The 22,410-nt window shown below is 68.6% G+C and carries 19 protein-coding genes and 2 pseudogenes; 11 read left to right on the forward strand and 10 right to left on the reverse strand.

What is annotated here, in order from left to right:
• Positions 1-3: 3 nt before the first annotated feature.
• A pseudogene (locus AWC25_RS19705) lies at positions 4-738 on the forward strand (transposase); the annotation flags it as partial.
• A gap of 282 nt (positions 739-1,020) precedes the next feature.
• Entirely contained in the window at positions 1,021-1,464 is a 444-nt protein-coding gene (locus AWC25_RS19710; RefSeq protein WP_069402131.1) for a hypothetical protein, read from the forward strand.
• A 9-nt stretch (positions 1,465-1,473) separates the two neighbouring features.
• Here the strand turns inward: AWC25_RS19710 and AWC25_RS19715 are convergent, their stop codons facing one another.
• The gene (locus tag AWC25_RS19715; RefSeq protein ID WP_069402124.1) at positions 1,474-1,992 is read right to left on the reverse strand and encodes a helix-turn-helix domain-containing protein; all 519 of its coding nucleotides are present in this window, start codon (positions 1,990-1,992) and stop codon (positions 1,474-1,476) included.
• A gap of 70 nt (positions 1,993-2,062) precedes the next feature.
• Here AWC25_RS19715 and AWC25_RS19720 point away from each other — a divergent pair, with 70 nt between their 5' ends.
• A complete protein-coding gene (locus AWC25_RS19720; protein ID WP_085167315.1) occupies positions 2,063-2,872 on the forward strand; it encodes an aldolase in 810 nt (269 codons plus the stop codon).
• An 8-nt stretch (positions 2,873-2,880) separates the two neighbouring features.
• Complete coding sequence (locus AWC25_RS19725) at positions 2,881-3,762, forward strand: dihydrodipicolinate synthase family protein (RefSeq protein WP_069402122.1); 882 nt, start codon at positions 2,881-2,883, stop codon at positions 3,760-3,762.
• Positions 3,763-3,765: 3 nt separating this feature from the next.
• Here AWC25_RS19725 and ypfJ read toward each other — a convergent pair whose 3' ends face one another.
• From ypfJ to AWC25_RS19740, 3 genes and pseudogenes are all read right to left on the reverse strand, one after another.
• The gene (gene ypfJ / locus AWC25_RS19730) at positions 3,766-4,647 is read right to left on the reverse strand and encodes a KPN_02809 family neutral zinc metallopeptidase (protein WP_069402121.1); all 882 of its coding nucleotides are present in this window, start codon (positions 4,645-4,647) and stop codon (positions 3,766-3,768) included.
• Positions 4,644-5,166: pseudogene (locus AWC25_RS19735) on the reverse strand (SRPBCC family protein). The gene ypfJ and the pseudogene AWC25_RS19735 overlap by 4 nt, the downstream one beginning before the upstream one ends.
• Positions 5,167-5,176: 10 nt before the next feature.
• Positions 5,177-6,064 (reverse strand): oxidoreductase, encoded by an 888-nt coding sequence (locus AWC25_RS19740; RefSeq protein ID WP_198166712.1) that lies wholly within the window; start codon positions 6,062-6,064, stop codon positions 5,177-5,179.
• A gap of 60 nt (positions 6,065-6,124) precedes the next feature.
• Between AWC25_RS19740 and aspS the strand changes: the two genes are divergently transcribed.
• The 3 genes from aspS to AWC25_RS19755 are packed head-to-tail and all read left to right on the forward strand — an operon-like array spanning position 6,125 to position 9,292.
• Complete coding sequence (gene aspS, locus AWC25_RS19745; RefSeq protein ID WP_085167316.1) at positions 6,125-7,912, forward strand: aspartate--tRNA ligase; 1,788 nt, start codon at positions 6,125-6,127, stop codon at positions 7,910-7,912.
• On the forward strand, positions 7,909-8,169 hold the full coding sequence (locus AWC25_RS19750; protein ID WP_085167317.1) for a nitroreductase/quinone reductase family protein: 261 nt from the start codon (positions 7,909-7,911) through the stop codon (positions 8,167-8,169). Before aspS ends, AWC25_RS19750 begins: the two co-directional genes overlap by 4 nt.
• Before the next feature lie 46 nt (positions 8,170-8,215).
• Entirely contained in the window at positions 8,216-9,292 is a 1,077-nt protein-coding gene (locus AWC25_RS19755; RefSeq protein WP_085167318.1) for an FUSC family protein, read from the forward strand.
• Positions 9,293-9,296: 4 nt separating this feature from the next.
• Here AWC25_RS19755 and AWC25_RS19760 read toward each other — a convergent pair whose 3' ends face one another.
• Entirely contained in the window at positions 9,297-9,686 is a 390-nt protein-coding gene (locus AWC25_RS19760; protein ID WP_069402117.1) for an MmcQ/YjbR family DNA-binding protein, read from the reverse strand.
• 91 nt (positions 9,687-9,777) lie between these two features.
• Between AWC25_RS19760 and AWC25_RS19765 the strand changes: the two genes are divergently transcribed.
• The gene (locus AWC25_RS19765; RefSeq protein ID WP_085167319.1) at positions 9,778-10,710 is read left to right on the forward strand and encodes a transglutaminase family protein; all 933 of its coding nucleotides are present in this window, start codon (positions 9,778-9,780) and stop codon (positions 10,708-10,710) included.
• Positions 10,703-11,767 (forward strand): zinc-binding metallopeptidase family protein, encoded by a 1,065-nt coding sequence (locus AWC25_RS19770; RefSeq protein ID WP_069402115.1) that lies wholly within the window; start codon positions 10,703-10,705, stop codon positions 11,765-11,767. The genes AWC25_RS19765 and AWC25_RS19770 overlap by 8 nt, the downstream gene beginning before the upstream one ends.
• A 1-nt stretch (position 11,768) precedes the next feature.
• Here the strand turns inward: AWC25_RS19770 and AWC25_RS19775 are convergent, their stop codons facing one another.
• The 4 genes from AWC25_RS19775 to AWC25_RS19790 form a co-directional block, all read right to left on the reverse strand.
• On the reverse strand, positions 11,769-14,414 hold the full coding sequence (locus tag AWC25_RS19775; RefSeq protein WP_085167320.1) for a circularly permuted type 2 ATP-grasp protein: 2,646 nt from the start codon (positions 14,412-14,414) through the stop codon (positions 11,769-11,771).
• A 27-nt stretch (positions 14,415-14,441) separates the two neighbouring features.
• A complete protein-coding gene (locus AWC25_RS19780) occupies positions 14,442-17,765 on the reverse strand; it encodes a transglutaminase family protein (RefSeq protein ID WP_069402113.1) in 3,324 nt (1,107 codons plus the stop codon).
• 85 nt (positions 17,766-17,850) lie between these two features.
• On the reverse strand, positions 17,851-18,576 hold the full coding sequence (locus tag AWC25_RS19785; RefSeq protein WP_198166709.1) for a hypothetical protein: 726 nt from the start codon (positions 18,574-18,576) through the stop codon (positions 17,851-17,853).
• Between the two features lie 13 nt (positions 18,577-18,589).
• The gene (locus tag AWC25_RS19790) at positions 18,590-19,513 is read right to left on the reverse strand and encodes a DUF2189 domain-containing protein (protein WP_069402112.1); all 924 of its coding nucleotides are present in this window, start codon (positions 19,511-19,513) and stop codon (positions 18,590-18,592) included.
• 189 nt (positions 19,514-19,702) lie between these two features.
• On the opposite strand from AWC25_RS19790, the gene AWC25_RS19795 reads away from it, so the two are divergent.
• The gene (locus AWC25_RS19795) at positions 19,703-21,091 is read left to right on the forward strand and encodes a replication-associated recombination protein A (protein WP_085167321.1); all 1,389 of its coding nucleotides are present in this window, start codon (positions 19,703-19,705) and stop codon (positions 21,089-21,091) included.
• A 62-nt stretch (positions 21,092-21,153) separates the two neighbouring features.
• Here AWC25_RS19795 and AWC25_RS19800 read toward each other — a convergent pair whose 3' ends face one another.
• Positions 21,154-21,777 carry a hypothetical protein gene (locus tag AWC25_RS19800; RefSeq protein ID WP_069402110.1) on the reverse strand — a complete coding sequence of 208 codons (624 nt, stop codon included), beginning with the start codon at positions 21,775-21,777 and terminating at the stop codon, positions 21,154-21,156.
• 148 nt (positions 21,778-21,925) lie between these two features.
• Here AWC25_RS19800 and AWC25_RS19805 point away from each other — a divergent pair, with 148 nt between their 5' ends.
• A complete protein-coding gene (locus AWC25_RS19805; protein ID WP_211281061.1) occupies positions 21,926-22,315 on the forward strand; it encodes a secondary thiamine-phosphate synthase enzyme YjbQ in 390 nt (129 codons plus the stop codon).
• Positions 22,316-22,410 lie beyond the last annotated feature (95 nt).

Consider the following 22,410-nt stretch of genomic DNA (forward strand, 5'->3'; position numbering starts at 1 on the left):
CTGGTGATCGCCGAGTACCTGCGGCTGCGCCACCATCGACTGCGTCCGGTGGCGCCCTACAGCGCCCAGACCAAGGCATTGCGCACGGTGGTGCGCACCCGCGACGACATCGTCAAGATGCGGGTGTCGGCCACCAACCAACTCAGCGCCCTGCTCGAGGACCACTGGCCCGGCGCCAAAGCGATCTTCGCCGACGTCGAATCCCCGATCAGCCTGGCCTTCCTGCGCCACTACCCGACCGCCGTCAGCGCCACCCGCCTCGGCGAGAAACGGCTGGCCGCCTTCTTGGCCAAACACGCCTACTCCGGCCGTCGACCAGCCAAAGAACTGCTCGCCCGACTGCGCAGCGCACCCGCCGGCACCACCGACCCCGCCCTGACCACCGCCATCGCTGACACCGTGGCAGCCCTGGTCAACATCCTGGAAGCACTCAACAACGCCAGCAAGGCCCTCGACCGGTCGACCCTCACCCGCCTCGGGGAGCACCCGGACGCCGAGATCTTCACGTCGCTGCCAAGGTCGGGTCAGATCAACGCCGCCCAGGTGCTCGCCGAGTGGGGCGACTCCCGCGCAGCCTACGACGGACCCGACGCCATCGCCGCTCTGGCCGGGGTCACCCCGGTAACTAAAGCCTCCGGTAAACAACACGCGGTGCACTTCCGCTGGGCCTGCAACAAACGCTTCCGAAGGGCACTGACCACCTTCGCCGACAACAGCCGCCACGAAAGCCCCTGGGCCGCAAACATCTACACCACAGCCCGCGGCCGCGGACACGACCACCCCCACGCCGTACGCATCCTCGCCCGAGCCTGGATCCGCGTCATCTACCGCTGCTGGCACACCCACCAGCCCTACAACCCCAACCTCCACGGAGCCGCGCAAAAGCCGCAAACCGCAGCCTTGACTCAGGAAGTGTCATGCCTGCTTCATACCGGAGCCAGGCAACGGCGAGCAGATCGCGCGGTGAACGCCGGAACCGTCGGTAACGAATCCGGTAGCGTTTTCGATATGACGAAGGTGATGACGAACCTGCGGAATGGGGCGCTCCCCGTCGCGTCGGCAACGTTTGCACTGGTCGCGGCCGCGGCAGGCGCGATGTTTGGCCCGGCCACAGCGCATGCGGAGGGCCATCAGGTGACCTACACCGTGACCAGCCCGAACAATCTGACAGCCAACGTCTCCTACGTGAACGCCGACCCGCCAGGCCAGGCCGCCTACAATGCGGATCCGTCGAAGTTCATGACCAGCGTGCAGGCTCCGTTGAGCGGTGGGGCGCCGGCCGTCTACACGGTCACCCTGGCCAACCCGAACCAATGGGCGAGCGTCACCGCCAGCGGCATGCTGAAGTGGCCAGATTCGGGCAACGGCCCGGCGCAGTTCCACTGCGAGCTCGCGATCGACGGTCAGGTCGTCGCTCACCAGGACGCCACCACCACCGTCACCTGCGCGGCCCATCCCGGCTAGTCAGCCCGTTTAGCGCGGTTCGGTCTGAGCGACGACGACGACCTCGGCCGCATCGGTACCCAGGGCGCGGATCTTGTGGCTGATCGACGCGTCGAAGTACGCGCTGTCGCCGGCGGCGAGCGTGACGGTTTGGTCTGCGTACTGAAGTTCGATGCATCCGCTGTGGACGAACACGAACTCCTGGCCGGTGTGCTCGGCGTGTGGATCGTCGCCGACGGCCGCACCCGGTCGAACGATGAACGGCGACATGGACTTTCCCAGCAGCGCGGACGCCAGCACCTGATAGCGCCGGCCGTCGGCGTCGGTGGCGCGGTCGACGGTGATCTTGTCCTGAGCCGCTTCGTCGGAGAACAGCCGTCCGACATCGACGTCGAGTGCGCGCGCGACCTTGAGGGCGACCGCGATGGACGGGATGCTCTGCCGGCGCTCGATCTTGGACAGGTAGCTCTTGGTCAGCCCCGTCTGGGCGGCGAGTTGTTCGAGGGTCAGGCCGCGTTGCCTGCGGACGGCACGAAGCAGCGCTGTCATGCGGCAGGCCTCCCATCGCGGACGATGACGCTCGCGGACACAAAGTTTCCTATAATGCTACCTTGGTGTCATGGCAACCACGTTCCGCGATACCAAAGCCGACCTGATGCGTCGCTCCCAGGAGCAGCTGGCCGCCACCATCACCGATTCGGACCTGACCACCCGGCAGAAGCTGGCGCTGACCTGCCGGGCGCTATTTGACGCCGGGCATGATTCCGGTCTGGCCGGGCAGATCACCGCACGCGCCGAAACGCCGGGGACCTACTACACGCAGCGGCTGGGCCTGGGGTTCGACGAGATCACCGAGGACAACCTGCTGCTGGTCGACGAGGACCTCAACGTCCTCGATGGTGACGGACCCCAGGCCGGAATCCCTAATCCCGCCAACCGCTTTCACAGCTGGATTTACCGGGCCCGGCCCGACGTGCAGTGCATCGTGCACACCCACGCCTTCCACGTGGCGGCACTGTCGATGCTCGAGGTCCCGCTGGTGGTGTCGCACATGGACACCACGCCGCTCTACAACGACTGCGCGTTTCTGGCCGAGTGGCCGGGTGTGCCGGTCGGCAACGAGGAAGGCGAGATCATCAGCGCCGCACTCGGCGACAAGAAAGCGGTGCTGTTGGCGCACCACGGTCACGTGATCGCCGGCGCCAGTATCGAGGAGGCCTGCTCGCTGGGCATCCTGATCGAACGGGCAGCGAAGCTGCAGCTGGCGGCCATGGCCGCCGGCCGGGTCAAGCCGCTGCCCGAGCAGCTGGCCCGCGAGGCGCACGACTGGACGCTGACCCCCAAACGCAGCCAGGCCAACTTCGCCTACTACGCACGCCGGGCACTGGCCCGCCACCCCGACGCCCTGACGAGTTCCCCGACAAGCTAAGGAGCCGAGTGTCTGAGATCCACGGCATCATCGCCTACCCGGTCACCCCGTTCGTCGGGGACAGCGGTGGGGGCATCGACACCGCCGCGCTGGCCGAGCTCATCGAGCGGCTGATCACCGCGGGGGTGCACGCGATCGCCCCGCTGGGCAGCACCGGTGAATTGGCCTACCTCGACGAGAACGAGTTCGACACCGTGGTCGACACCACGATCGCCACCGTGGATCGCCGGGTTCCCGTCGTCGTGGGCATATCGGACGTCACGACCGCCCGGACCGTTCGCCGCGCCGAGTACGCCCAGCAGGCCGGCGCCGACGCGGTGATGGTGCTGCCGGTCTCCTACTGGAAGCTGACCGAACGGGAGATCGTGCAGCACTACCGCAGCATCAGCGACGCCGTCTCCATCCCGATCATGGCCTACAACAACCCGGCCACCAGCGGCGTGGACATGCCACCCGACTTGCTGGTCAGCATGTTCGAGAACATCGAAAACGTGCGAATGGTCAAGGAATCCACCGGCGACCTGTCCCGCATGCGGCGCATCGGCGAACTGTCCGGCGGTCGGCTGCCGTTCTACAACGGCAGCAATCCGCTGGTGCTCGACGCCCTGAAGGCCGGCGCCTCCGGATGGTGCACGGCCGCCCCGAATCTGCGAGCACAGCCGTGCCTGGACCTCTACGAGGCGGTGCGCGCAGGCAGCCTGGACAAGGCGCAGCTGCTCTACGACGACCTCAAGCCGTTGCTGGAGTTCATCGTCGCCGGCGGCCTGCCCACCACCGTGAAGGCGGGCCTTGACCTGCTGGGCTTCCCGGTCGGCGACCCGCGGGCACCGCTGCTCGCCCTGGATGAGGCGGGCCGGGCTCACCTGATGACGCTGCTGCGCGCGCCCTAGCCCTTAGCCCAGATAGTCGGCGGAGAACGTGTCACATTGGTGCACGTCGCCGGTTTGGTAACCGACGGTGAACCACTTCTGCCGTTGCGCGGCGGACCCATGCGTCCACGACTCGGGGTTGACCCGCCCGGTGGACTCCTTTTGGATCCGGTCATCGCCGACCGACGCGGCCGCCGAGAGCGCGTCTTGAATGTCTTTGTCGCTCAACGGTTCCAGATACGGCACTCCGGTGCTTTCCTGCTTGACCGTGGACGCGTAGTGCGCCCAGATGCCGGCATAGCAGTCGGCCTGCAACTCGGTGCGCACCCCGTTGCCGCCGGCGCCCTGGGCGCCCTGCTGGGAGCGGCCCAGCAGCCCCTGCAACTGCTGCACGTGATGGCCGTATTCATGGGCGACCACGTACTCCTGCGCGAAAGGCCCACCGCTGGACCCGAACTTGTCGACCAGCTCCTTGAAGAAGTCGGTGTCGAAATACGCGGTCTGGTCCACCGGGCAGTAGAACGGGCCCACCGCGGTCGTCGCCGGGCCGCACCCGGTGTTCACCGAACCGGTGAACAGGCGCACGTGCGGGCGGGTGTAGCCCTGCATCAGCTGGTGCCACACCGCGTCCACGGAGTTGCCGGTGGCCACCACGCGGCACTGCACGTACTTGTTGGCGTCGGCGCCCGTCTTGCACTGGCTGAGATCGAACCCGGGCGCGGAGTAGCCGCCCGTGTTGGGCAGCTGGTGGGTCGCCACGCGGCCCGGATCGATGCCGAAGAACAACGCGGCGACCAGGATCAGCAGCCCGACCCCACCGCCCCCGAACGCCATCCCCATGCCACCCATGCCGCCGGACGACTCCGCGGTGCTGGTGTCGATCTGCATACCCTCGTTGAAGGTCATCGCACCCTCCTAGTGTGTGGGCTGGTGGGGTAACGGCTGTCGGTGTAGCGGCGCAAGTTGCGGAGGAACCGGCGCAGCGCCAGGTTCAGCAGCGGCCCGGACGATCATCGCCAGCCGCGCCGGCCCGCGCGCCTGCTGCGCCATCGTCCAGGTCAGCCGGCACCCGCCCGGGACGGCCTGAACGCGGTAGTCCTCGGCGAACGCGGCGACACTTTTGGCGGAACACTCATTGAAGCGAAAGGCCATGTGGCTGAACGGTTCCCACGCCAAATATTCTTCGTTGCCGACCAGAGGTTTCAGGCCGCCGCGCATCTCGACGACGCGGGTGGTGCCGACGCCGCGGGGTGGTGGGCTGGTCCAGGTCACGTTGGTGATCACCGACGCCCAGCGCGGCCACGCGTCGGCGTCGGCCAGCACCTCGAACAACTGCTCGGGTGTGATCGCCAGATCGACGCTGTTGCGAAAGCGGAAGGGCGCGGTCTCGATGAAGTCGAGGCCGACCCGTTCGCAGGGATGCATAGGCATAAACCTAGCCCGGTCCGTCGCTGGCCGCGGCCAGTAACGGAACCAGCACATCGCTGATCGGCGTGGCCAGGTCGTGCCGGCGTGCCTTGCGGACGATCACCCCGTTGCGGATGTCCCATTCCATCGGCCGGTGGTGTTCGCGGTCGGCCAGGATCGAGGTGCCCAGGTCCGCCGGAGCCTGCGTGAACATCCCGACCAGCTCGTCGACCACGCCGTCGGGCAGGCGGGCGCCCTCGGCCCGCGCGACGGCGAGGCACTCGGCCACGTAACGGCGCGCCAGCACGGCGACGTCGTCGCGGCGAAACATCCCGGCGCGCCGCCCGGCCAGCGCCATGAACCCGGCCAGGGCATTGGTGAGCAGTTTGCGCCAGGCCGCCGTGTGGTGGTCGGGGTCGCAGTCCACCCGGCAACCGGCGCCGCTCAGCAGCTCGGCGACCGTCGCGGCCGCGGGGCCGGACGGCAAGACCAGTGCCGGCTCGGTGCGCAGCCGCACCCAACCCTCGGGTTGGGTCTCGGCGGAATACCAGACGATGCCGGGGATGACGGCCGAATCCGGGCACATCGGCTGCACCTGCTCGACTTGTTCGACGCCGTTCTGCAGCACCGTGACCACGGTGTGCGGGGCGCACAGCCGGGACAGCCAGCCGGCCGCCCGATGATTCTGGGTGGCCTTGACCGCCAACACCACCAGGTCCACCGGGCCGTCTACCTCGGCGGGGTCGGTGTGCACCGGGCCGGGCACGACGATAGGTTCCTGCCCGTCGGGACGCAGTTCGATCTTCTCGCGCGCGGTGCGGCCGCAGACAAGGACGGAATGGCCGGCCCGATACAGCAGGGCGGCAACCGTCGTGCCGACGGCGCCGGGGCCGACGAGTGCGATGTTTGTGGCGATAAAAGTGAAGTTACACCGCCCCTTAGACTGGTCAGTCGTCCAAGGTAGAGGGGAGTCTTCGTGCTGCGCAGTCACACCGCTGGTTCGCTTCGGGCTGCCGACGCCGGCCAGCAGGTGACACTGGTGGGGTGGGTGGCGCGCCGCCGCGACCACGGGGGCGTCATCTTCATCGACTTGCGCGACGCGTCCGGGGTCGCCCAGGTCGTCTTCCGCGACGCCCTGGAAGAAGGGCAGGTCCTAGAGCAGGCGCACCGGCTGCGGGCCGAATTCTGCATCGCCGTGCACGGCGTCGTCGAGATCCGCCCGGAGGGCAACGCCAACGCCGAGATATCGACCGGCGACGTCGAGGTCAACGCCACCTCGCTGACGGTGCTCGGCGAAAGCGCGCCGCTGCCCTTCCAGCTCGACGAGCCGGCGGGTGAGGAGTTGCGGCTGAAGTACCGTTACCTCGACCTGCGCCGTGCTGGCCCGGCCGCGGCAATCCGGTTGCGGTCCAAGGTCAATGCCGCCGCCCGGGCGGTGCTGGCCCGGCACGACTTCGTCGAGATCGAGACGCCGACCATCACCCGCTCGACCCCGGAGGGGGCCCGCGACTTTTTGGTGCCCGCCCGGCTGCATCCCGGCTCGTTCTACGCCCTGCCGCAAAGCCCACAACTGTTCAAGCAGCTGCTGATGGTGGCCGGCATGGAGCGCTACTACCAGATCGCACGCTGCTATCGCGACGAGGACTTCCGCGCCGACCGGCAACCGGAGTTCACCCAGCTCGACATGGAGATGAGCTTCGTCGACGCCGAGGACATCATCGCGATCTCCGAGGAGATCCTGACCGCGCTGTGGGCCCTGATCGGCTACCAGATCCCGACCCCGATCCCGCGGATCAGTTACGCCGACGCCATGCGCCGGTTCGGCTCCGACAAGCCCGACCTGCGCTTCGGGCTAGAGCTCGTCGAGTGCACAGAGTTCTTCAAAGACACCACTTTTCGGGTGTTCCAGGCGCCCTACGTCGGAGCCGTGGTGATGCCCGGCGGGGCGTCGCAGCCGCGGCGCACCCTGGACGGGTGGCAGGAATGGGCCAAGCAACGCGGGCATCGCGGGCTGGCCTACGTGCTGGTCGGCGAGGACGGCGAGCTGAGCGGTCCGGTCGCCAAGAACCTGTCGGACACCGAACGCGCGGGACTGGCCGCCCACGTCGGGGCCAATCCGGGGGACTGCATCTTCTTTTCCGCCGGCCCGGTGAAATCGTCGCGCGCCCTGCTGGGCGCGGCCCGCGGTGAGATCGCCAACCGGCTGGGCCTCATCGACTCCGGAGCCTGGGCATTCGTGTGGGTCGTCGACCCGCCGCTGTTCGAGCCCGCCGAAGACGCGACCGTCGCCGGCGACGTGGCCGTGGGATCCGGCGCCTGGACCGCGGTGCATCACGCGTTCACCTCGCCCAAACCCGAGTTCTCCGATGTGGTCGACACCGACCCGGGCGGCGTGCTGGCCGATGCCTACGACATCGTCTGCAACGGCAACGAGATCGGCGGCGGCTCGATCCGTATCCACCGCCGCGACATCCAGGAAAAGGTGTTCGCGGTGATGGGCCTGGACAAGGCCGAAGCCGAAGACAAGTTCGGATTTCTGTTGGAAGCGTTCACCTTTGGCGCACCGCCGCACGGCGGCATCGCGTTCGGCTGGGACCGGATCAACGCCCTGTTGTCGGGGGTGGACTCCATCCGCGAGGTGATCGCCTTCCCGAAGACCGGCGGCGGCGTCGACCCGCTGACCGACGCGCCCGCGCCGATCACCGCGCAGCAGCGCAAAGAGTCCGGAATAGACGTCAAACCCAAGACGGTTCCACAGACGTGACCGAACAGCGACCAGATCGCGACACCGTAAAAGAGTTCAACCGCAACCTCATCGAGGAGTTCCGCGCCAACGCACAGGTGCGTCTCGAGGTTGCCACCGACGCGGGTGTGCAGGCCTACGACGCGACCGCGCGCGAACTGCCGCCCGCCGAACGCGCGGCGATCCTGCCCAAGCTCACCGCCGGGGCGCCGGTGTTCGCGGAATTTCAGTCGAAGACCAGCCGGGTCATCCCGCTCTTCGAGTTGCAGCGCGGCTGACTCGTCCGCATTGCCGCACGCACAGCCGCTGCGGTAAATAAGCGGAATGAGCACATCACTGCTGACGCATCCGTTCGCGCGCGCCGCCGTCGTCGGCGGTGCGCAGCGGGTCCGCGGTGTGTGGTTCAACCTGCTGCAGACCTCGGTGGCGGCGGGGCTGTCCTGGTACATCGCGCACGACGTGCTCGCGCATCCGCAACCGTTTTTCGCGCCGATCGCCGCGGCGGTGTCCCTTTCGACGAGCAACGTGCTGCGCGCCCAACGGGCCATCCAGATGATCATCGGCGTGACGGTCGGCATCGGGACGGGCACCGTCGTGCAGGAGCTGCTCGGGCCGGGGACCCTGTCGGTCACGCTCGCGGCGTTGATCGCCCTGCTGGCCGCGGTTTTCATCGGACAGGGTCTGATCGGCCAGGGCATGATGTTCGCCAACCAAACCGTGGTGTCGTCGATCCTGGTGATCGCCCTCTACCGCAGCGGTGTCGGGTGGGAACGCATCTTCGACGCGCTGATCGGCGGCGGCCTGGCCATCGTCATCGCCGTCCTGCTCTTCCCGGCCAACCCGCTGATGGTGCTGCGCTCGTCGCGGCTCGCGGTGCTGGGGACCCTGGAATGGGTGCTGCAGCGCACCGGCGATCTCGTGCGCGGCCGCGAAACACCCGCTGCCGACTGGCCGCTGCCGGCGGTCGACCGGGTGCACGAACAGCTCGGCGGCCTCATCCAGGCGCGGACTACCTCGCGGCAGATCGTTCGGGTAGCGCCGCGGCGATGGGGGCTTCGCGACGCCGTGCGGGCCGGCGACCAGCAGGCCGTGCAGCTGGCGCTACTGGCGGGTGCGGTGCTGCAGCTGGCCCGCGTCGTCGTGCCCGCCTCCGTTGGCAGCCCCGACGGCCGTCGCGGTCGGCCATCGCATCCCGCCGCGGAGGTGCTCGACGACCTGAGGCGGGCGACCGCGCTGGCCGATGCCGACCCGGCCGCGGCGACCGGCCACGTCGACGCCGCCCGCCGGCATGCGGCGAGCCTGCTGGCGGACGCCCGGGAGCGCACCGAGGTGGTGCTGGCCGACGTCGTGCAGGCATGCATCGACGACCTGCAGCGGGTGATCGACCTCGCAACGACGTGAACGCTCAGAACGACCCGGTGAGGAACTCCTGCACGAGCTTCTTGGGGGCCTGCGACAGCCAGGCCTCGGTGATCAGCTCCTCGAGACCGCGCGCGTCGATCGCGTCCAGCTTGACCAGGACCGCGGGGTAGCCATCGAAATGCGGGGTGGTGAAGTAGATTCGCGGCTCGTCGGCCACCAGCGCGTACTTGACGCCCTCGTCGGACACCCGCACCCCGAGAATGTCGCCCTCGGGTGGCGGGACCCCGTTGGCCGCCAGCGCTTCCCGGTCTTTCGGGCGCAGCGGCCGCTCCCAGGCGAGCAACTTCTTGCCGACTCGCCAGTCGTGTGGTGACTGCTCGGAGGTCAGTGGCAGCTCACCGACGATTCGGGCAACGTCGTCCCAGGTGGCCACCTCTCCAATTGTGCTCCCGCTATGGTGCGCTTGGTGCCGTATTGGCTATCGGTCGCCAACCTGCACGAGCAGATACCCGGGAGGTGTTTCGTTGTCTGCTGCAGACCACGGCGCGCAGGCGCGCAGGCATCGCGTCACCCACCGCACCGAGTACCGCTATTCCGACGTCGTGACCAGCTCCTATGGCCGCGGCTTCCTCACCCCGCGGGACTCGCAGCGGCAGCGCTGCATCGCGCACCGGCTGACCATCGACCCGGTCCCGGCGGACAGCTCGACCAGCGTCGACGGCTACGGCAACATCAGCTCCTACTTCCACGTCACCGAGCCGCACCGCGCTTTGACCGTGATCAGCGACTCCATCGTCGACGTCTACCCGGCGCCACCCCAGCGGTACAGCAGCGGTCCGGCCATCCAACCGTGGGAGCAGGCCCGGCCGTCCGGGCGTCGCGGCGCGCTGGCCACCGAGTACGCGCTGGACCTCAATCCACCCGAGATCACCGACGAGGTCCGCGACTACGCGGCGCCCAGTTTCGCCCCCGGCCGCCCGCTGATCGAGGCGCTGCGCGACCTCGCGTCGCGCATCTTCACCGACTTCACCTACCGGTCGGGATCGACGACGATTTCCACCGGGGTCAATGAGGTTCTGGTGGCCCGGGAGGGGGTATGCCAAGACTTTGCCAGGCTGGCGATCGCCTGCCTGCGCGCAAACGGGTTGGCGGCCAGCTATGTCTCCGGGTATCTGGCCACCAACCCACCCCCGGGAAAGGAACGGATGATCGGAATTGACGCGACCCATGCGTGGGCCGCCGTGTGGACTCCTCAGGAGCCCGGCCAGTTCGAGTGGCTGGGGCTGGATCCCACCAACGACCAGATGGTCGATCAGCGGTACATCATCGTTGGCCGAGGCCGCGACTACGCCGACGTGCCGCCGCTGCGCGGCATCATCTACACCGACTCGGAACACAGCGTGATCGACGTCGCAGTCGATGTGGTGCCGTTCGAAGGTGATGAACTATATGCGTGACTTCAATTGTCCCAACTGCGGGCAGCGGCTGGCGTTCGAGAACTCCACCTGCCTGAACTGCGGTAGCGCGCTGGGCTTTTCGCTCGAGCAGATGGCGCTGCTGGTGATTGCCGACGGAAACAACAACCAAGCCGGCGACCACGCGGGCTTCGTCGACGGCGCACAGTATCAGCTCTGCGCCAATCTGCAGGTCGCCGAATGCAATTGGCTGGTGCCGGTCAACAATCCCCGGTTGCTGTGCACGTCGTGTGCGCTGACCACCGAGCGTCCCAACGACGCCGATTCGGTCGGTTTGGCGGAGTTCGCCCAGGCCGAGGCGGCCAAGCGCCGGCTGATCGTCGAGCTGCACGAGCTGAAACTGCCGATCATCGGGCGGCAGCAGGATCCCGAGCAGGGGCTGGCCTTCCGGCTGCTGTCCAGTGCGCACGAGCAGGTGCTGACCGGCCACGAAAACGGGGTCATCACACTGGATTTGGCCGAGGGCGACGACGCTCATCGCGAGCAGCTGCGGGTGGAGATGGACGAGCCGTACCGGACCCTGCTCGGGCATTTCCGGCACGAGATCGGCCACTACTACTTCTACCGGCTCATCGCCCCGTCCCAGGACTACCTACGACGGTTCAACGAGCTGTTCGGTGATCCCGACGCCGACTATCAGGAGGCGCTGGACCGCCATTACAGCGAGGGCGCCCCGGAGGGCTGGCAGGAGACGTTCGTCTCGTCCTATGCCACCATGCACCCGGCCGAGGACTGGGCCGAGACGTTCGCGCACTATCTGCACATCCGCGACACCATGGACACCTCGGCGTGGTGCGGCTTCGCGTCGGCATCGGCGACGTTCGACCGGCCGCCGTTGGGCCCCAGCGCCTTTCCCAACATCATCGACATGTGGATCCCGCTGTCGTGGTCGCTGAACATGGTGAACCGTTCGATGGGCCACGACGATCTGTATCCGTTCGTGCTGCCGGTCGCCGTGCTGAACAAGATGCAGTTCATCCACGACGTCATCGACGAGGTGGTCTCGGCGGCGCAGGGTCCGGCCGCCGTCGCGGGCTGAGCTAGGCGGGCATCTCGCGGCGTGCGTCGGGCCCCCACAGCGGCTGCATGCCGCCGGGCAGGGTGAGCTGGGTCTCGGTGATCACCTCGGCCAGGTCGCGCAGCTCGGTGTGGACGGTGGCCAGCAGATCGGCCAGCTCGGTACGCCGTCCCTCGGCGTCGGCCATCTCCAGCTCGGCTGGGTGCGAGCGGCGCAACAGCGTGGCGATCTCCTCGACGATGCGCTCCGGGCGCGACGAGCCCGACGCGCTGGGCAGCTCTTTGAGGTTGGCCCGCAACCGGTCCAGCTGATACAGCAGCGAGCGCGGATTGTCCGCGTCGAACAGCATCAGATCGGCGACCGCGGCGACGCTGGCCTTGCCGACGGTGCGGCGCCGATAGCTGACCGACGACTCGCAGGCCGCCAGCGTCGACTCGATCACCGTCTGCTCGGCGCCGGCGCCCCGCGCGGTGGTCAGCGTGGCGCCCAGCAGAGCGGTCAGCCACAGGCCACGTTCGATGCGTTTGCCGATGTCCATCATCGACCAGCCCACGTCGCGCACCATCGATTCGCTGGCCACCCCGGACAGGGTCAGCATCCCGGCCAGCGTGCGCGCGTGCGCCGACGCCAGCAGCGTGTCGGCCTCGGCCAGCGACTGTGGCGGCTCGGCCCGGTGGGTCAGCGCACGCTCCACATTGGCCAGCACCATCCAGGTGTCGTTGGACATCTGGTCGCGTACCGCTCGGGCGGCCAGGTCCAGCCCCTCGACCGACTGAACAAGCGAGCCGGCGCGGTTCGCATCGACGGTCAGCGACCACAGCGTCGACGGGACGATCGCGATCATCTCGGCGGGATCGTTGCCGGCGCCGGTGTCGGTCCCGGTGATGCGGCCCAGGGCGGCCATCAGCACCGGCACCACCACGCTTTCCTCGGTGTCCTGCTGGTGGCGGTACACGTGGAAGCGGTCCCGGGCGGCCATCAGCAGCCGGGCCGTGCTCTCGGCGCGCTCGCCATACCGCCCGATCCAGAACAGGTCGGACAATACGCGTGGTGAGCTGACGCCCCAGGTGCCCGCGGCGGTCTTCACCGGCTTCATCTCGGTTGGCAAGGTGATCGTCTCGGCCCGTGCCCGTTCCGTCGGCCGTATCCAAATATCCTTGGCGGCAACAGTTTTCAGGGAATATGCGGCGGTTCCCGCGGCCAGCACGTAGCCTACGCCGCCGGTCATCGGGGCATACCCGCCGCGTTGTGCGACCGTGAACAACCGCATGCCGACCCCGGCCGAGGACAACATGCCGGCGTGGTCGGTCGGCGCCGAGGAGAACTGCGGCAGCTCCTGGCCGGCCCATTGCCACGGCATGGTCTGGATCCGGTCCGCCAGCTCCTGGCGTTGCGACGACGAAAGTTCGGGCCCGACAAGGGTTTCCCCGCCGACGGTGGACTTGACCAGCAGCGATGACAGGTTGGCCAGCAGGTGGGAGCGCTCGGCGGCGATACCGCCCCAGTACACCGGTGCGGTGTTCAGCAGCGGGGCCTCGCCGAGGAGCCGCTCGGCCAGCTCCGGCAGGAAACGCAGCACCCCGGGGCTTTCCAGGATTCCGCTGCCCAGGGTGTTGACCACGGTCACCGTGCCGCGGCGTTGGGCTTCCACCAACCCCACCACGCCCAGCCGGGAGTCGGCCCGCAGATCCAGCGGGTCGACGTAGAGCGCGTCGACGCGCCGCAGAACGACGTCGACCTGTTTGAGCGTGCCCAGCGAGCGCATCCACACCTTGCCGTCGCGCACCACCAGGTCGGCGCTCTCCACCAGCGGAAAACCCAGCAGTGTCGCGAGATAGGCCTGATCGAAGGCGGTTTCGGAGTAGATGCCGGGGGACAGCACCACCACCACCGGGTCCTGGGCGACGTCGGGGGCTGCGTCGATCAGGGCCAGCCGCAGCGCCTGCGCGAACGGGGTGTTGGGCCGCGGCGCGATGCGCTCGTACAGATCGGGTATCGCGTGCGCGATGACGCGCCGATCGGCCAGGGCATAACCCGCGCCGGAAGGCGCCTGCGTCCAGTCCGCATTGACCTCGAAGCTGCCGGTGGGCAGTCGGCTCAGATCGCAGGCATGCATGAAAAGCTGGTGATGTCCCGGTATTTCGATGCCGGCGGCCGCCCGCACGTAGCCGGGATGAGCGAACACCAGTTCCGGCGGCAGCATGCCGTCGGTGAGCAGGCTACGCGGCCCGTACAGGTCGGCGAGCACGGCGTCGAGCAGGCGCGAGCGCTGCACCAGCCCCGCCTCCAGCGCCTCCCAATCGGCCGCGGACAACACGATCGGCAGGGTGTCGAGGTTCCACGGCCGCGGTTCCAGCGCGTGCGGATCGTCGGGATGGACGTCGGTGTAGGTGATCCCGTCGTTGTCGATCAGGCTGTGCACCACCGCGCGCAGCTGATTCAGCCCGGCCCGGCCCCGCTGCGCGACGGTGTCAGCGACCTCGACCCAGGCCGGGCGGACCCTGCCGTCGGCGTCCAGGAATTCGTCGTAGCCCGCGCCGTGCAGCGTACTGGGGCGCAGGTCGAACAGCGCCTCCTGGGCGCGCGCGGTCCGGTAACCCGCGAGCAGCCGGTCGGCGTCGTAGCGGTCGCCGGACGAGGCCGTTACCGTCGAGGGGTCGAGTGCCATTGCGATGCCAGTTCTGCGAAGACGTGATTACTGCTGCACGGTACGCACGCGTCGCAGGTCCAGAATCCCCGGCGCGCCGATGTCGGTGGATATCCGCGCTTGTTTCTCGCGTAGGTCCGACAGATCGAGCTTGCCGGGTGTGAAGCCGGTCGCCTCGAACCGGCGGGCACGCCGCGCCTCAGCCTCTACGGCGTTCACCGGTGGCTCGTCGTAGGCCCGGCCGCCGGGATGCGACACGTGATAGGTGCAGCCGCCGCGCGAGGTTCCCGTGGTCAGGTCGATCAGCTCGAATTGCAGCGGCACGTCGGTGGTGATGGTCGGATGCAACGCGCTGGGCGGCTGCCAGGCCTTGTAGCGGACCCCGCCCACGTGGATGTCGGGGTTGTCGGTGGCCAGCAGCGGCACCGGGTAGCCGTTGCAGGTGACCAGATAGCGGTGCCGGTCGGCGCCGATGATGCGTACCTGCAGCCGCTCGACCGAGGAGTCGACGTAGCGGGCGGTGCCGGTCGCGGTGGCTTCTTCGCCCAGGGTGTTCCACGGCTCGATCGCGCCGCGCAACTCGATCTCCACACCGTCGAAGACTGCGGTGCCGATGCGCGGGAAGCGGAATTCGGTAAACGGGTCCAGCCAGCTGGTCTCGAATGCGATGCCGTGCGCGCGCAGGTCGGCGGCGACGTCGGCGATATCGTGAATCAAAAAGTGCGGCAACAGGTATCGGCCGTGCAAGTTAGCACCGTGCCGGATCAGCGGCGCGTGCAGCGGTTTTTCGGCGAACCAGGCGACCAGCGCGCGCACCAGCAGCGACTGCACCATGGCCATGCGCAGGTGCGGCGGCATCTCGAAGCCCCGCAGCTCGAGCAGCCCGAGCCGGCCGCGTGGGCTGTCGGGGCTGTAGAGCTTGTCGATGCAGAACTCGGCGCGGTGGGTGTTGCCGGTGATGTCGGTCAGCAGGTGGCGCAGCGCGCGGTCGGTCACCCACGGCGGGGGCCCGCCCTTGGCGGCGGAGAGCCGCGCGATCTCGGCGAACGCGATCTCGAGTTCGTACAGCGCCTCGCTGCGGCCCTCGTCCACCCGAGGCGCCTGCGAGGTGGTGCCGACGAAGCGGCCGGCGAACAGATAGGACAGCGACGGGTGCCGCTGCCAGTAGGTCAGCAGCGAGACCAGCAGATCCGGGCGGCGCAGCAGCGGCGAGTCCGCGGGTGTCACCCCGCCCAGCGTGATGTGGTTGCCGCCGCCGGTGCCGCCGTGCGTGCCGTCGACGTCGAACGATTCCGTCGACAGTCGGGCCAATCGTGCTTGCTCGTACAGGGTTTCGAGCTGCTGTCGTTGTTCGTCGAAACTGGCAGTGGGCGCGATGTTGACTTCGATGACGCCCGGGTCGGGCGTGATCGTCGTCGACTGCAGCCGCGGGTCCGGCGGCGGCCCGTAGCCTTCGATCACCACCGCGGTGTGGGTCTCGGCCGCGGCGGCCTCGACCCGCGCGACCAGGTCGACGAAGTGTTCCAGCGCCTCGGTCGGCGGGAGGAACACATACAGCAACCCGTCGCGGGCCTCGGCGACCATCGCGGTCGTCGGCGCGCTGTCGTCGTCGGTGGTCTGCGCGCTGGTCGACTCCGTCACCAGCGCGTCGCCGACGGTCAAGGGATCGGTGTCGAACGACGGTCGGGGCGGCTTCCAGCTGATCGAGTTCAGCGGCAGTCGCAACCCCGCCGGCGAATCCCCTTCGAGCAGCACGATCCGGCCGCGGCGCAGTCGCCAGTCGGCGCTGGCCCAGCCGTCGACGTCCTCGCGGCGATGCAACGGCAGCACGAAAGCGGCTGGGGCCGTGGTCGATTCGTCGAGCCGAGCCAGCAGCGCGGCACGGGCGGCCGCGTCGTCGGCGCTGAGGTCGTCCTCGGGCCGCACCGCGTCACCCTGCGGCAGCCGGACTTTCGCCGCGAGGCGGGCCAGCGGGTCTTCGTAGGCCGGCCGCACCTGGGACAGCGGCAGCCCCAGGCTCTCGGCGACCCCGGCGAGCACCTTGTACGCCGACTCGTCGTCGGCCGTGGAACTCATCGGCTCTGCTGCCCAGGGGTCGGCCAGCAGCGTCTCGTCGGTCCACAGCGGTTGCCCGTCGGTGCGCCAGTACAGTGCAATCTGCCAGCGCGGCAACGGTTCTCCCGGATACCATCGGCCCTGCCCGCGGTGCACCAGTCCCTGGGGGGTCCACACCGATTTCAGCCGGGCGGCCAGCTCCGAGGCGCGCTGCCGCTTGTGCGGGCCGTCGGCCTGGGTCGTCCATTCCTTGCTTACCTGGTCGTCCACCGAGACGAAGGTCGGTTCGCCGCCGACGGTCAGCCGGACATCGGCGGCGGCGAGGCGTTCGTCGACGCTGCGACCGACCGCACAGATCGTCTCCCACGCCGCGTCGGTGTAGGGCAGCGTGACGCGCGGATCCTCGTGAATGCGGGTGACGGTGTTGGAGAACTCCAGCGCGGTGGTACACACCTCGGTGCTGCCGGTGATCGGGGCGGCGCTGGCCGGGTGCGGCGTGGCCGCCAGCGGGATGTGGCCCTCGCCGGCGAACAGCCCCGAGGTCGGGTCGAGCCCGATCCAGCCCGCCCCGGGGATGTACACCTCGGTCCAGGCGTGCAGGTCGGTGAAATCGGCGGCGGGCCCGGACGGCCCGTCGAGCGCCTCGACGTCGGAGGCCAGCTGCACCAGGTAGCCGGACACGAACCGGGCGGCCAGGCCGAATTGGCGCAGGATCGACACCAGCAGCCACGCCGAGTCCCGGCACGAGCCGACGCCGGTGCGCAGCGTGAAATCCGGTGTCTGGACACCGGGTTCCATGCGCAGGCTGTAGGCCACGTCGGCGTTGATCGCCCGGTTCAGCGCGACCAGGAAGTCGATGGTGCGGGTGCCGTCGGGTACCGAGAAGTTGCGCGTCCACGCCTGGGCGAGCTCGCCGGGGCCCGACCCCTCGTCGGCCTCGTCGACCGGCCGCAGGTACGGCTTGAGGTCCTCGGCGAGCGCCTTGGGATAGATCGACCCCGAAGCGGGCGGCCAGGTTTCGGCCCACTCCTCGATGAAAAAGTCGAAGGGGTTGATCACCTTGAGGTCGGCGATCAGCCCGACGGTGATGGTCAGCTGACGCATCGGGTTCGGAAAGACAAGCCGGGCAAGGAAATTGCCGAGCGCGTCCTGTTGCCAGTTGATGAAGTGCTCGGCGGGCTCGACGCGCAGTGAGTAGGCCTCGATGGGAGTGCGTGAGTGCGGGGCCGGACGCAGCCGCACGACGTGCGGGAACACTGAGACCAGCCGGTCAAAGGTGTAGCTGGTGCGATGCTCCAGCGCAACTTTGATGCTCATAACCGCTGATCTCATCACACGCGTGCCCAGGCTGCAGCGCGCCGCCGGTCCAGCGGGCCGTGCGACGGCGGGTGGGACGTGTTCGCTAGGCGGGCAGCGGTCCCGGCGGTGCCGCGGGCGCGACCTGACCACCGGAAAGCGTGCGGTAGACGTGGGTCATGATCAGCGCCGCGACGGGGACGGTCACCAGCAGGCCGATGCCGCACGCCAACGAGCCGACGACGATGGCCGCCACGGACACCAGCCACACCAGCAGCGCGGCGACGAAATTCGACCAGACCAGGGCGACACCGGACGTGAAGCCTCTGCCGGCCGACTGGGCGCGATCGACGACGAACAGGATGGTGAACTGGGTGAAGATCCCCACCAGCAGCCCGGGCAGGAAGCAGGCGGCATACCCGATCGCGGTGACCACGCTGACCAGAAACGCGGCCAGAAACGCCATGCCGAGGTTGCGCGGCTTGAAAAAGGATCCGATGCTCACCGGCCGGCCGTCGGCGATGTCCAGACAGCCGGCGAAGAACGCGGCCTGCGCGTAGGCGGTCACGACCAGGGAGACGACGTAGCCCAGCCCGATGACAGCCACCCCGGTGGGACTGAAGTCCATCGAAAAGTTGTAGTCGGTGAAGTCGAACTTGGTGAAGTTCGTGCTCATGTTCTGGCCGAGAAAGTTCAGGGTGGAGGCCGCGGCGAATAGCACGCCGTAGATGGCGGTGGGCACGATCAGCGTTACGGCGTTGCGGGTGAACGCATTCCACGCCCAGCCGAATGCGGTGCTCAGGCGGCCGGGGTGCGGTGCGGGTTCGCTCATTCGGCGAAGCCGGCTAGGCGAACTGCTGGCCGGGCGGCGGCCCGGGCGGCGGTCCCGGCGGGTAACCGGGCTGGTCCAGCGGGACGACCTGGCCGCCGGAAAGCTTGCGGTAGGTGTAGACCTGGATCAACGCGGCAATCGGCAGGGCCACGATAATGCCCACCCCGCACAACAATTCGCCGACCAGCACCACCGCGTACTGGACCAGCCAGGACAGCAGCGACGGCCCGATGTTGGCGCGGACGGTTGCGATGCTGGCCTTGATGGATTCCACCGGTGACAACGACCGGTCGATCACGAACGTCAGCGCGAACAAGGTGGCCAGCGCGAAAATGAGGCCGGGGACAAAACACAGGATCGAGCCGATGGCTATGCCGATCGCGATCAGCAGACTGGTGATCAGCACCGTGCCGAGGTTGCGGGGCCTGAACAACGATCCGATGCTCACCGGCCTACCGTCGGCGAGGTCCAGACCGCCGGTCAGCAACGCGGCGTGCATGTACACCACCACCAGGAACAGCAGGACGTAGCCGACGATCATCACCGCGATCGACGCCGGGCCGTAGGCGATTTCGACGCCGCTGGTGGTCTCGCCGAAGCTGTCGGTGTACGTGGTACTGGTGCTCTCGCCGAACGCCATCGGCAACAGCGCGGCCACCAGGATGGCGGCGGTGATCGCCGCGGCGTAGGCCAACACCGGCACGATCAGCGCCGCGGCGTTCTGGGTGAACTTGCCCCACGACCATTTCACCGCCTCGCCGATGTCAAATTGCGGTGACGGCGGGGCTCCGTAGGGGCTGCCGAAGCCCGGCTGTGGCGGATAGCCGGGCGGGGGTGCGCCATAGCCGGGCGGTGGCGGTGGGGGCGGGTAGCCGGGGCTTTGAGCGCCGGGGTGAGCGCCGGCCGGATCGCCTGGGTGTTCGGGTGGCTGGCTCATTTGCCGTCCTGATTCGCTGTCGCAGTGAGAGAAGCTTGCGGGCACACGCGCAAAGAACTGGGGCAATGCGGAACTTAGCAAATAAGCGGCCCGGGAGCGAGGATTGGCGTTTGCCTGTGTTGGTTGTCTTGCCGGTGTCCGGTCGCGGCCCGCGCTGCCGTCGCGACGTCCGCGTCGGGTCCGCGTGGTATGCCTGAAAACGTGTCCGACGGTCTGTTCGACCTGCCCGGTGAATCGCCGCCGGCCGGTCCGGGCTATGTCGACCCGGCCGCCCTGGCCGGGTCGGCCGGGTCGGCCGGCGCCCCGCTGGCGGTGCGGATGCGGCCGGCGTCGCTGGACGAAGTCGTCGGCCAGGACCACCTGCTCGCGCCCGGTTCGCCGCTGCGCCGCCTGGTCGAGGGATCCGGTGTGGCATCGGCCATCCTCTACGGTCCACCGGGAAGCGGTAAGACGACGTTGGCGGCGCTGGTCTCGCGGGCGACCGGCCGTCGCTTCGAGGCGCTGTCGGCGTTGTCGGCGGGCGTCAAAGACGTCCGGGCCGTCATCGACACTGCCCGCCGGGGCCTGCTGCACGGCGAGCAGACGGTGTTGTTCATCGACGAGGTGCACCGGTTCTCCAAGACCCAGCAGGACGCGCTGCTCTCCGCGGTGGAGAACCGGGTGGTGTTATTGGTGGCCGCAACCACCGAGAACCCGTCGTTTTCGGTCGTCGCGCCGCTGCTGTCGCGCTCGCTGATCCTGCAGCTGCGCCCGTTGACCGCCGACGACATCCGCACCGTGGTGCAGCGCGCGATCGACGATCCCCGGGGCCTCGGCGGCCAGATCGCCGTGCAGCCCGGGGCCGTCGACCTGCTGGTGCAGTTAGCCGCCGGCGACGCCCGCCGCGCCCTGACCGCGCTAGAGGTGGCGGCCGAGGCGGTCGAGCCGGGCGGTGAGCTCACCGTCGCGGCCGTCGAGCAGTCGCTGGACAAGGCCGCCGTGCGCTACGACCGCGACGGAGACCAGCACTACGACGTGATCAGCGCGTTCATCAAGTCGGTGCGCGGCTCCGACGTCGACGCCGCCCTGCACTACCTGGCCCGCATGCTCGTCGCCGGGGAGGACCCACGGTTCGTCGCGCGTCGGCTGATGATCCTGGCCAGCGAGGACATCGGGATGGCCGACCCGACGGCGCTGCAGACCGCGGTGGCCGCCGCGCAAACCGTCGCGCTGATCGGCATGCCCGAGGCGCAGCTGACGTTGGCGCACGCGACCATCCATCTGGCCACCGCGCCGAAGTCGAACGCGGTGACCAGCGCGCTGACCGCAGCGATGAACGACATCAAGGCCGGCAAGGCCGGTCTGGTACCGGCGCATCTGCGCGACGGTCACTACTCGGGTGCGGCGGCACTCGGCAACGCACAGGGCTACAAATACGCCCACGACAGCCCGGAAGGTGTTGTCGCCCAACAATATCCACCAGATGAGCTGGTCGGCGTCGACTATTACCGGCCCACCGGGCGCGGTGTCGAACGCGAGATCGCCGGGCGGCTGGACCGGCTGCGCGCGATCATCCGCAGGAAACGGGAACGCTCGTGACGCGCCCCGCCGCCGAGTGTGACGCCGTCACATTCGGGCGCGCACGGCCCGCGGCTGACGCCTCACACCAGCTCGGGCACGCTCAGCCTCGCGATCGCCAGTTCGAACTCGGCGACGTCGATGATCTCGGCGCCCAGGTCGCGAGCCCGGCGGCTGCGCAGCTCGCCGGCGGCCTCGCTGTTGCGCGCCATTGCCAGCTGGCTGTCGAAGGTCGAGCAGGACACCGCGCGGCGCCCGGCCGGGTGATCGACCAGCAGGCTGGCGCTGCAGAACCCTTCCAGCGTCTCCAGCTCCGGTAGCACCGCCATCCGGTAGAAGTCCATCGACCGCTCCAGCTGGTCGGGCACCACCTTGAGCCAGGTGGCGCGCACGAACGCGCCCTCCGGCGAGCGGTGCCGGCGGTGCAGCGAGGCGATCCGCCATTCCTCGACGCTGGCGCTGCCGTCGAACATCAACGCGACGTGGTCGCGGATCATCGCCACCCGCTCGGCGCTGGCGCGCATCGCCGCGATGGAGTTCCAGGAGCTGGTCGCGATGCAGCGCCCGGACTGGCGGTCGACCAACAATGACATCCCGACATATCCGTCGATCTCTTGCATTTGCGCCATGACGACGTCGCGAACATGGGCGATCCCGATGTCGACCGAGAGCGGCTGCCCGTCGATGGTGAAAGAACGTGCGTACACGATGGCTCCCTGCTGTGTTTGCCAGCAGCGCCCCCGGTGGCGCCACCGGTCTCACCGACTACCTTCCTCCTCCGTAGTACGGGTGGCAACGTTCAGAAGGGGTTGAGAAGGGCTGATGCGCCGTAGTCTTGATTCGATGCATACGGACGTGCTTGAGGTCGACACCACCCGTCGGCGCATCGTCGATCTGACCGACGCGGTGCGCAGGTTCTGCTTCTCCTGTGGGGACGGCCTGTGCAATGTGTTCGTCCCGCACGCGACGGCCGGGATCGCGATCATCGAGACGGGCGCCGGTTCCGACGACGACCTGGTCGACACGCTGGAGCGGCTGCTGCCGCGCGATGACCGCTACCGGCATGCGCACGGCTCCCCGGGCCACGGCGCCGACCATGTGTTGCCGGCGATCGTCGCGCCGTCGGTGACGGTCCCGGTCGCGGGCGGTGAGCCGCAGCTGGGCACCTGGCAGAGCATCGTTCTGGTCGACCTCAACAGGGACAACCCGCGACGTTCGGTCCGGCTGAGCTTTCTCGGGGGCTAGCTGCCGGCCGGGTGGCCGCGCCGGGGCCGGTACTGTGTGCGTTCGAAACAGCTTCGCAAAACAGCGTTGAACAGCCGATATCAGGAAGAAGCGGA

This window comes from Mycobacterium sherrisii (assembly GCF_002102355.1).
GTDB lineage: Bacteria > Actinomycetota > Actinomycetes > Mycobacteriales > Mycobacteriaceae > Mycobacterium > Mycobacterium sherrisii.

Excerpts from the sequence above, each read along its gene's own strand:
- AWC25_RS19775 (WP_085167320.1), bottom strand. The coding sequence starts at position 14,414 with ATGGCACTCGACCCCTCGACGGTAACGGCCTCGTCCGGCGACCGCTAC.
- AWC25_RS19785 (WP_198166709.1), bottom strand. The coding sequence starts at position 18,576 with ATGAGCGAACCCGCACCGCACCCCGGCCGCCTGAGCACCGCATTCGGC.
- AWC25_RS19770 (WP_069402115.1), top strand. The coding sequence starts at position 10,703 with ATGCGTGACTTCAATTGTCCCAACTGCGGGCAGCGGCTGGCGTTCGAG.
- AWC25_RS19780 (WP_069402113.1), bottom strand. The coding sequence starts at position 17,765 with ATGAGCATCAAAGTTGCGCTGGAGCATCGCACCAGCTACACCTTTGAC.
- AWC25_RS19715 (WP_069402124.1), bottom strand. The coding sequence starts at position 1,992 with ATGACAGCGCTGCTTCGTGCCGTCCGCAGGCAACGCGGCCTGACCCTC.
- AWC25_RS19720 (WP_085167315.1), top strand. The coding sequence starts at position 2,063 with ATGGCAACCACGTTCCGCGATACCAAAGCCGACCTGATGCGTCGCTCC.
- AWC25_RS19710 (WP_069402131.1), top strand. The coding sequence starts at position 1,021 with ATGACGAACCTGCGGAATGGGGCGCTCCCCGTCGCGTCGGCAACGTTT.
- AWC25_RS19755 (WP_085167318.1), top strand. The coding sequence starts at position 8,216 with ATGAGCACATCACTGCTGACGCATCCGTTCGCGCGCGCCGCCGTCGTC.
- ypfJ (WP_069402121.1), bottom strand. The coding sequence starts at position 4,647 with ATGACCTTCAACGAGGGTATGCAGATCGACACCAGCACCGCGGAGTCG.
- AWC25_RS19795 (WP_085167321.1), top strand. The coding sequence starts at position 19,703 with ATGCCTGAAAACGTGTCCGACGGTCTGTTCGACCTGCCCGGTGAATCG.
- AWC25_RS19790 (WP_069402112.1), bottom strand. The coding sequence starts at position 19,513 with ATGAGCCAGCCACCCGAACACCCAGGCGATCCGGCCGGCGCTCACCCC.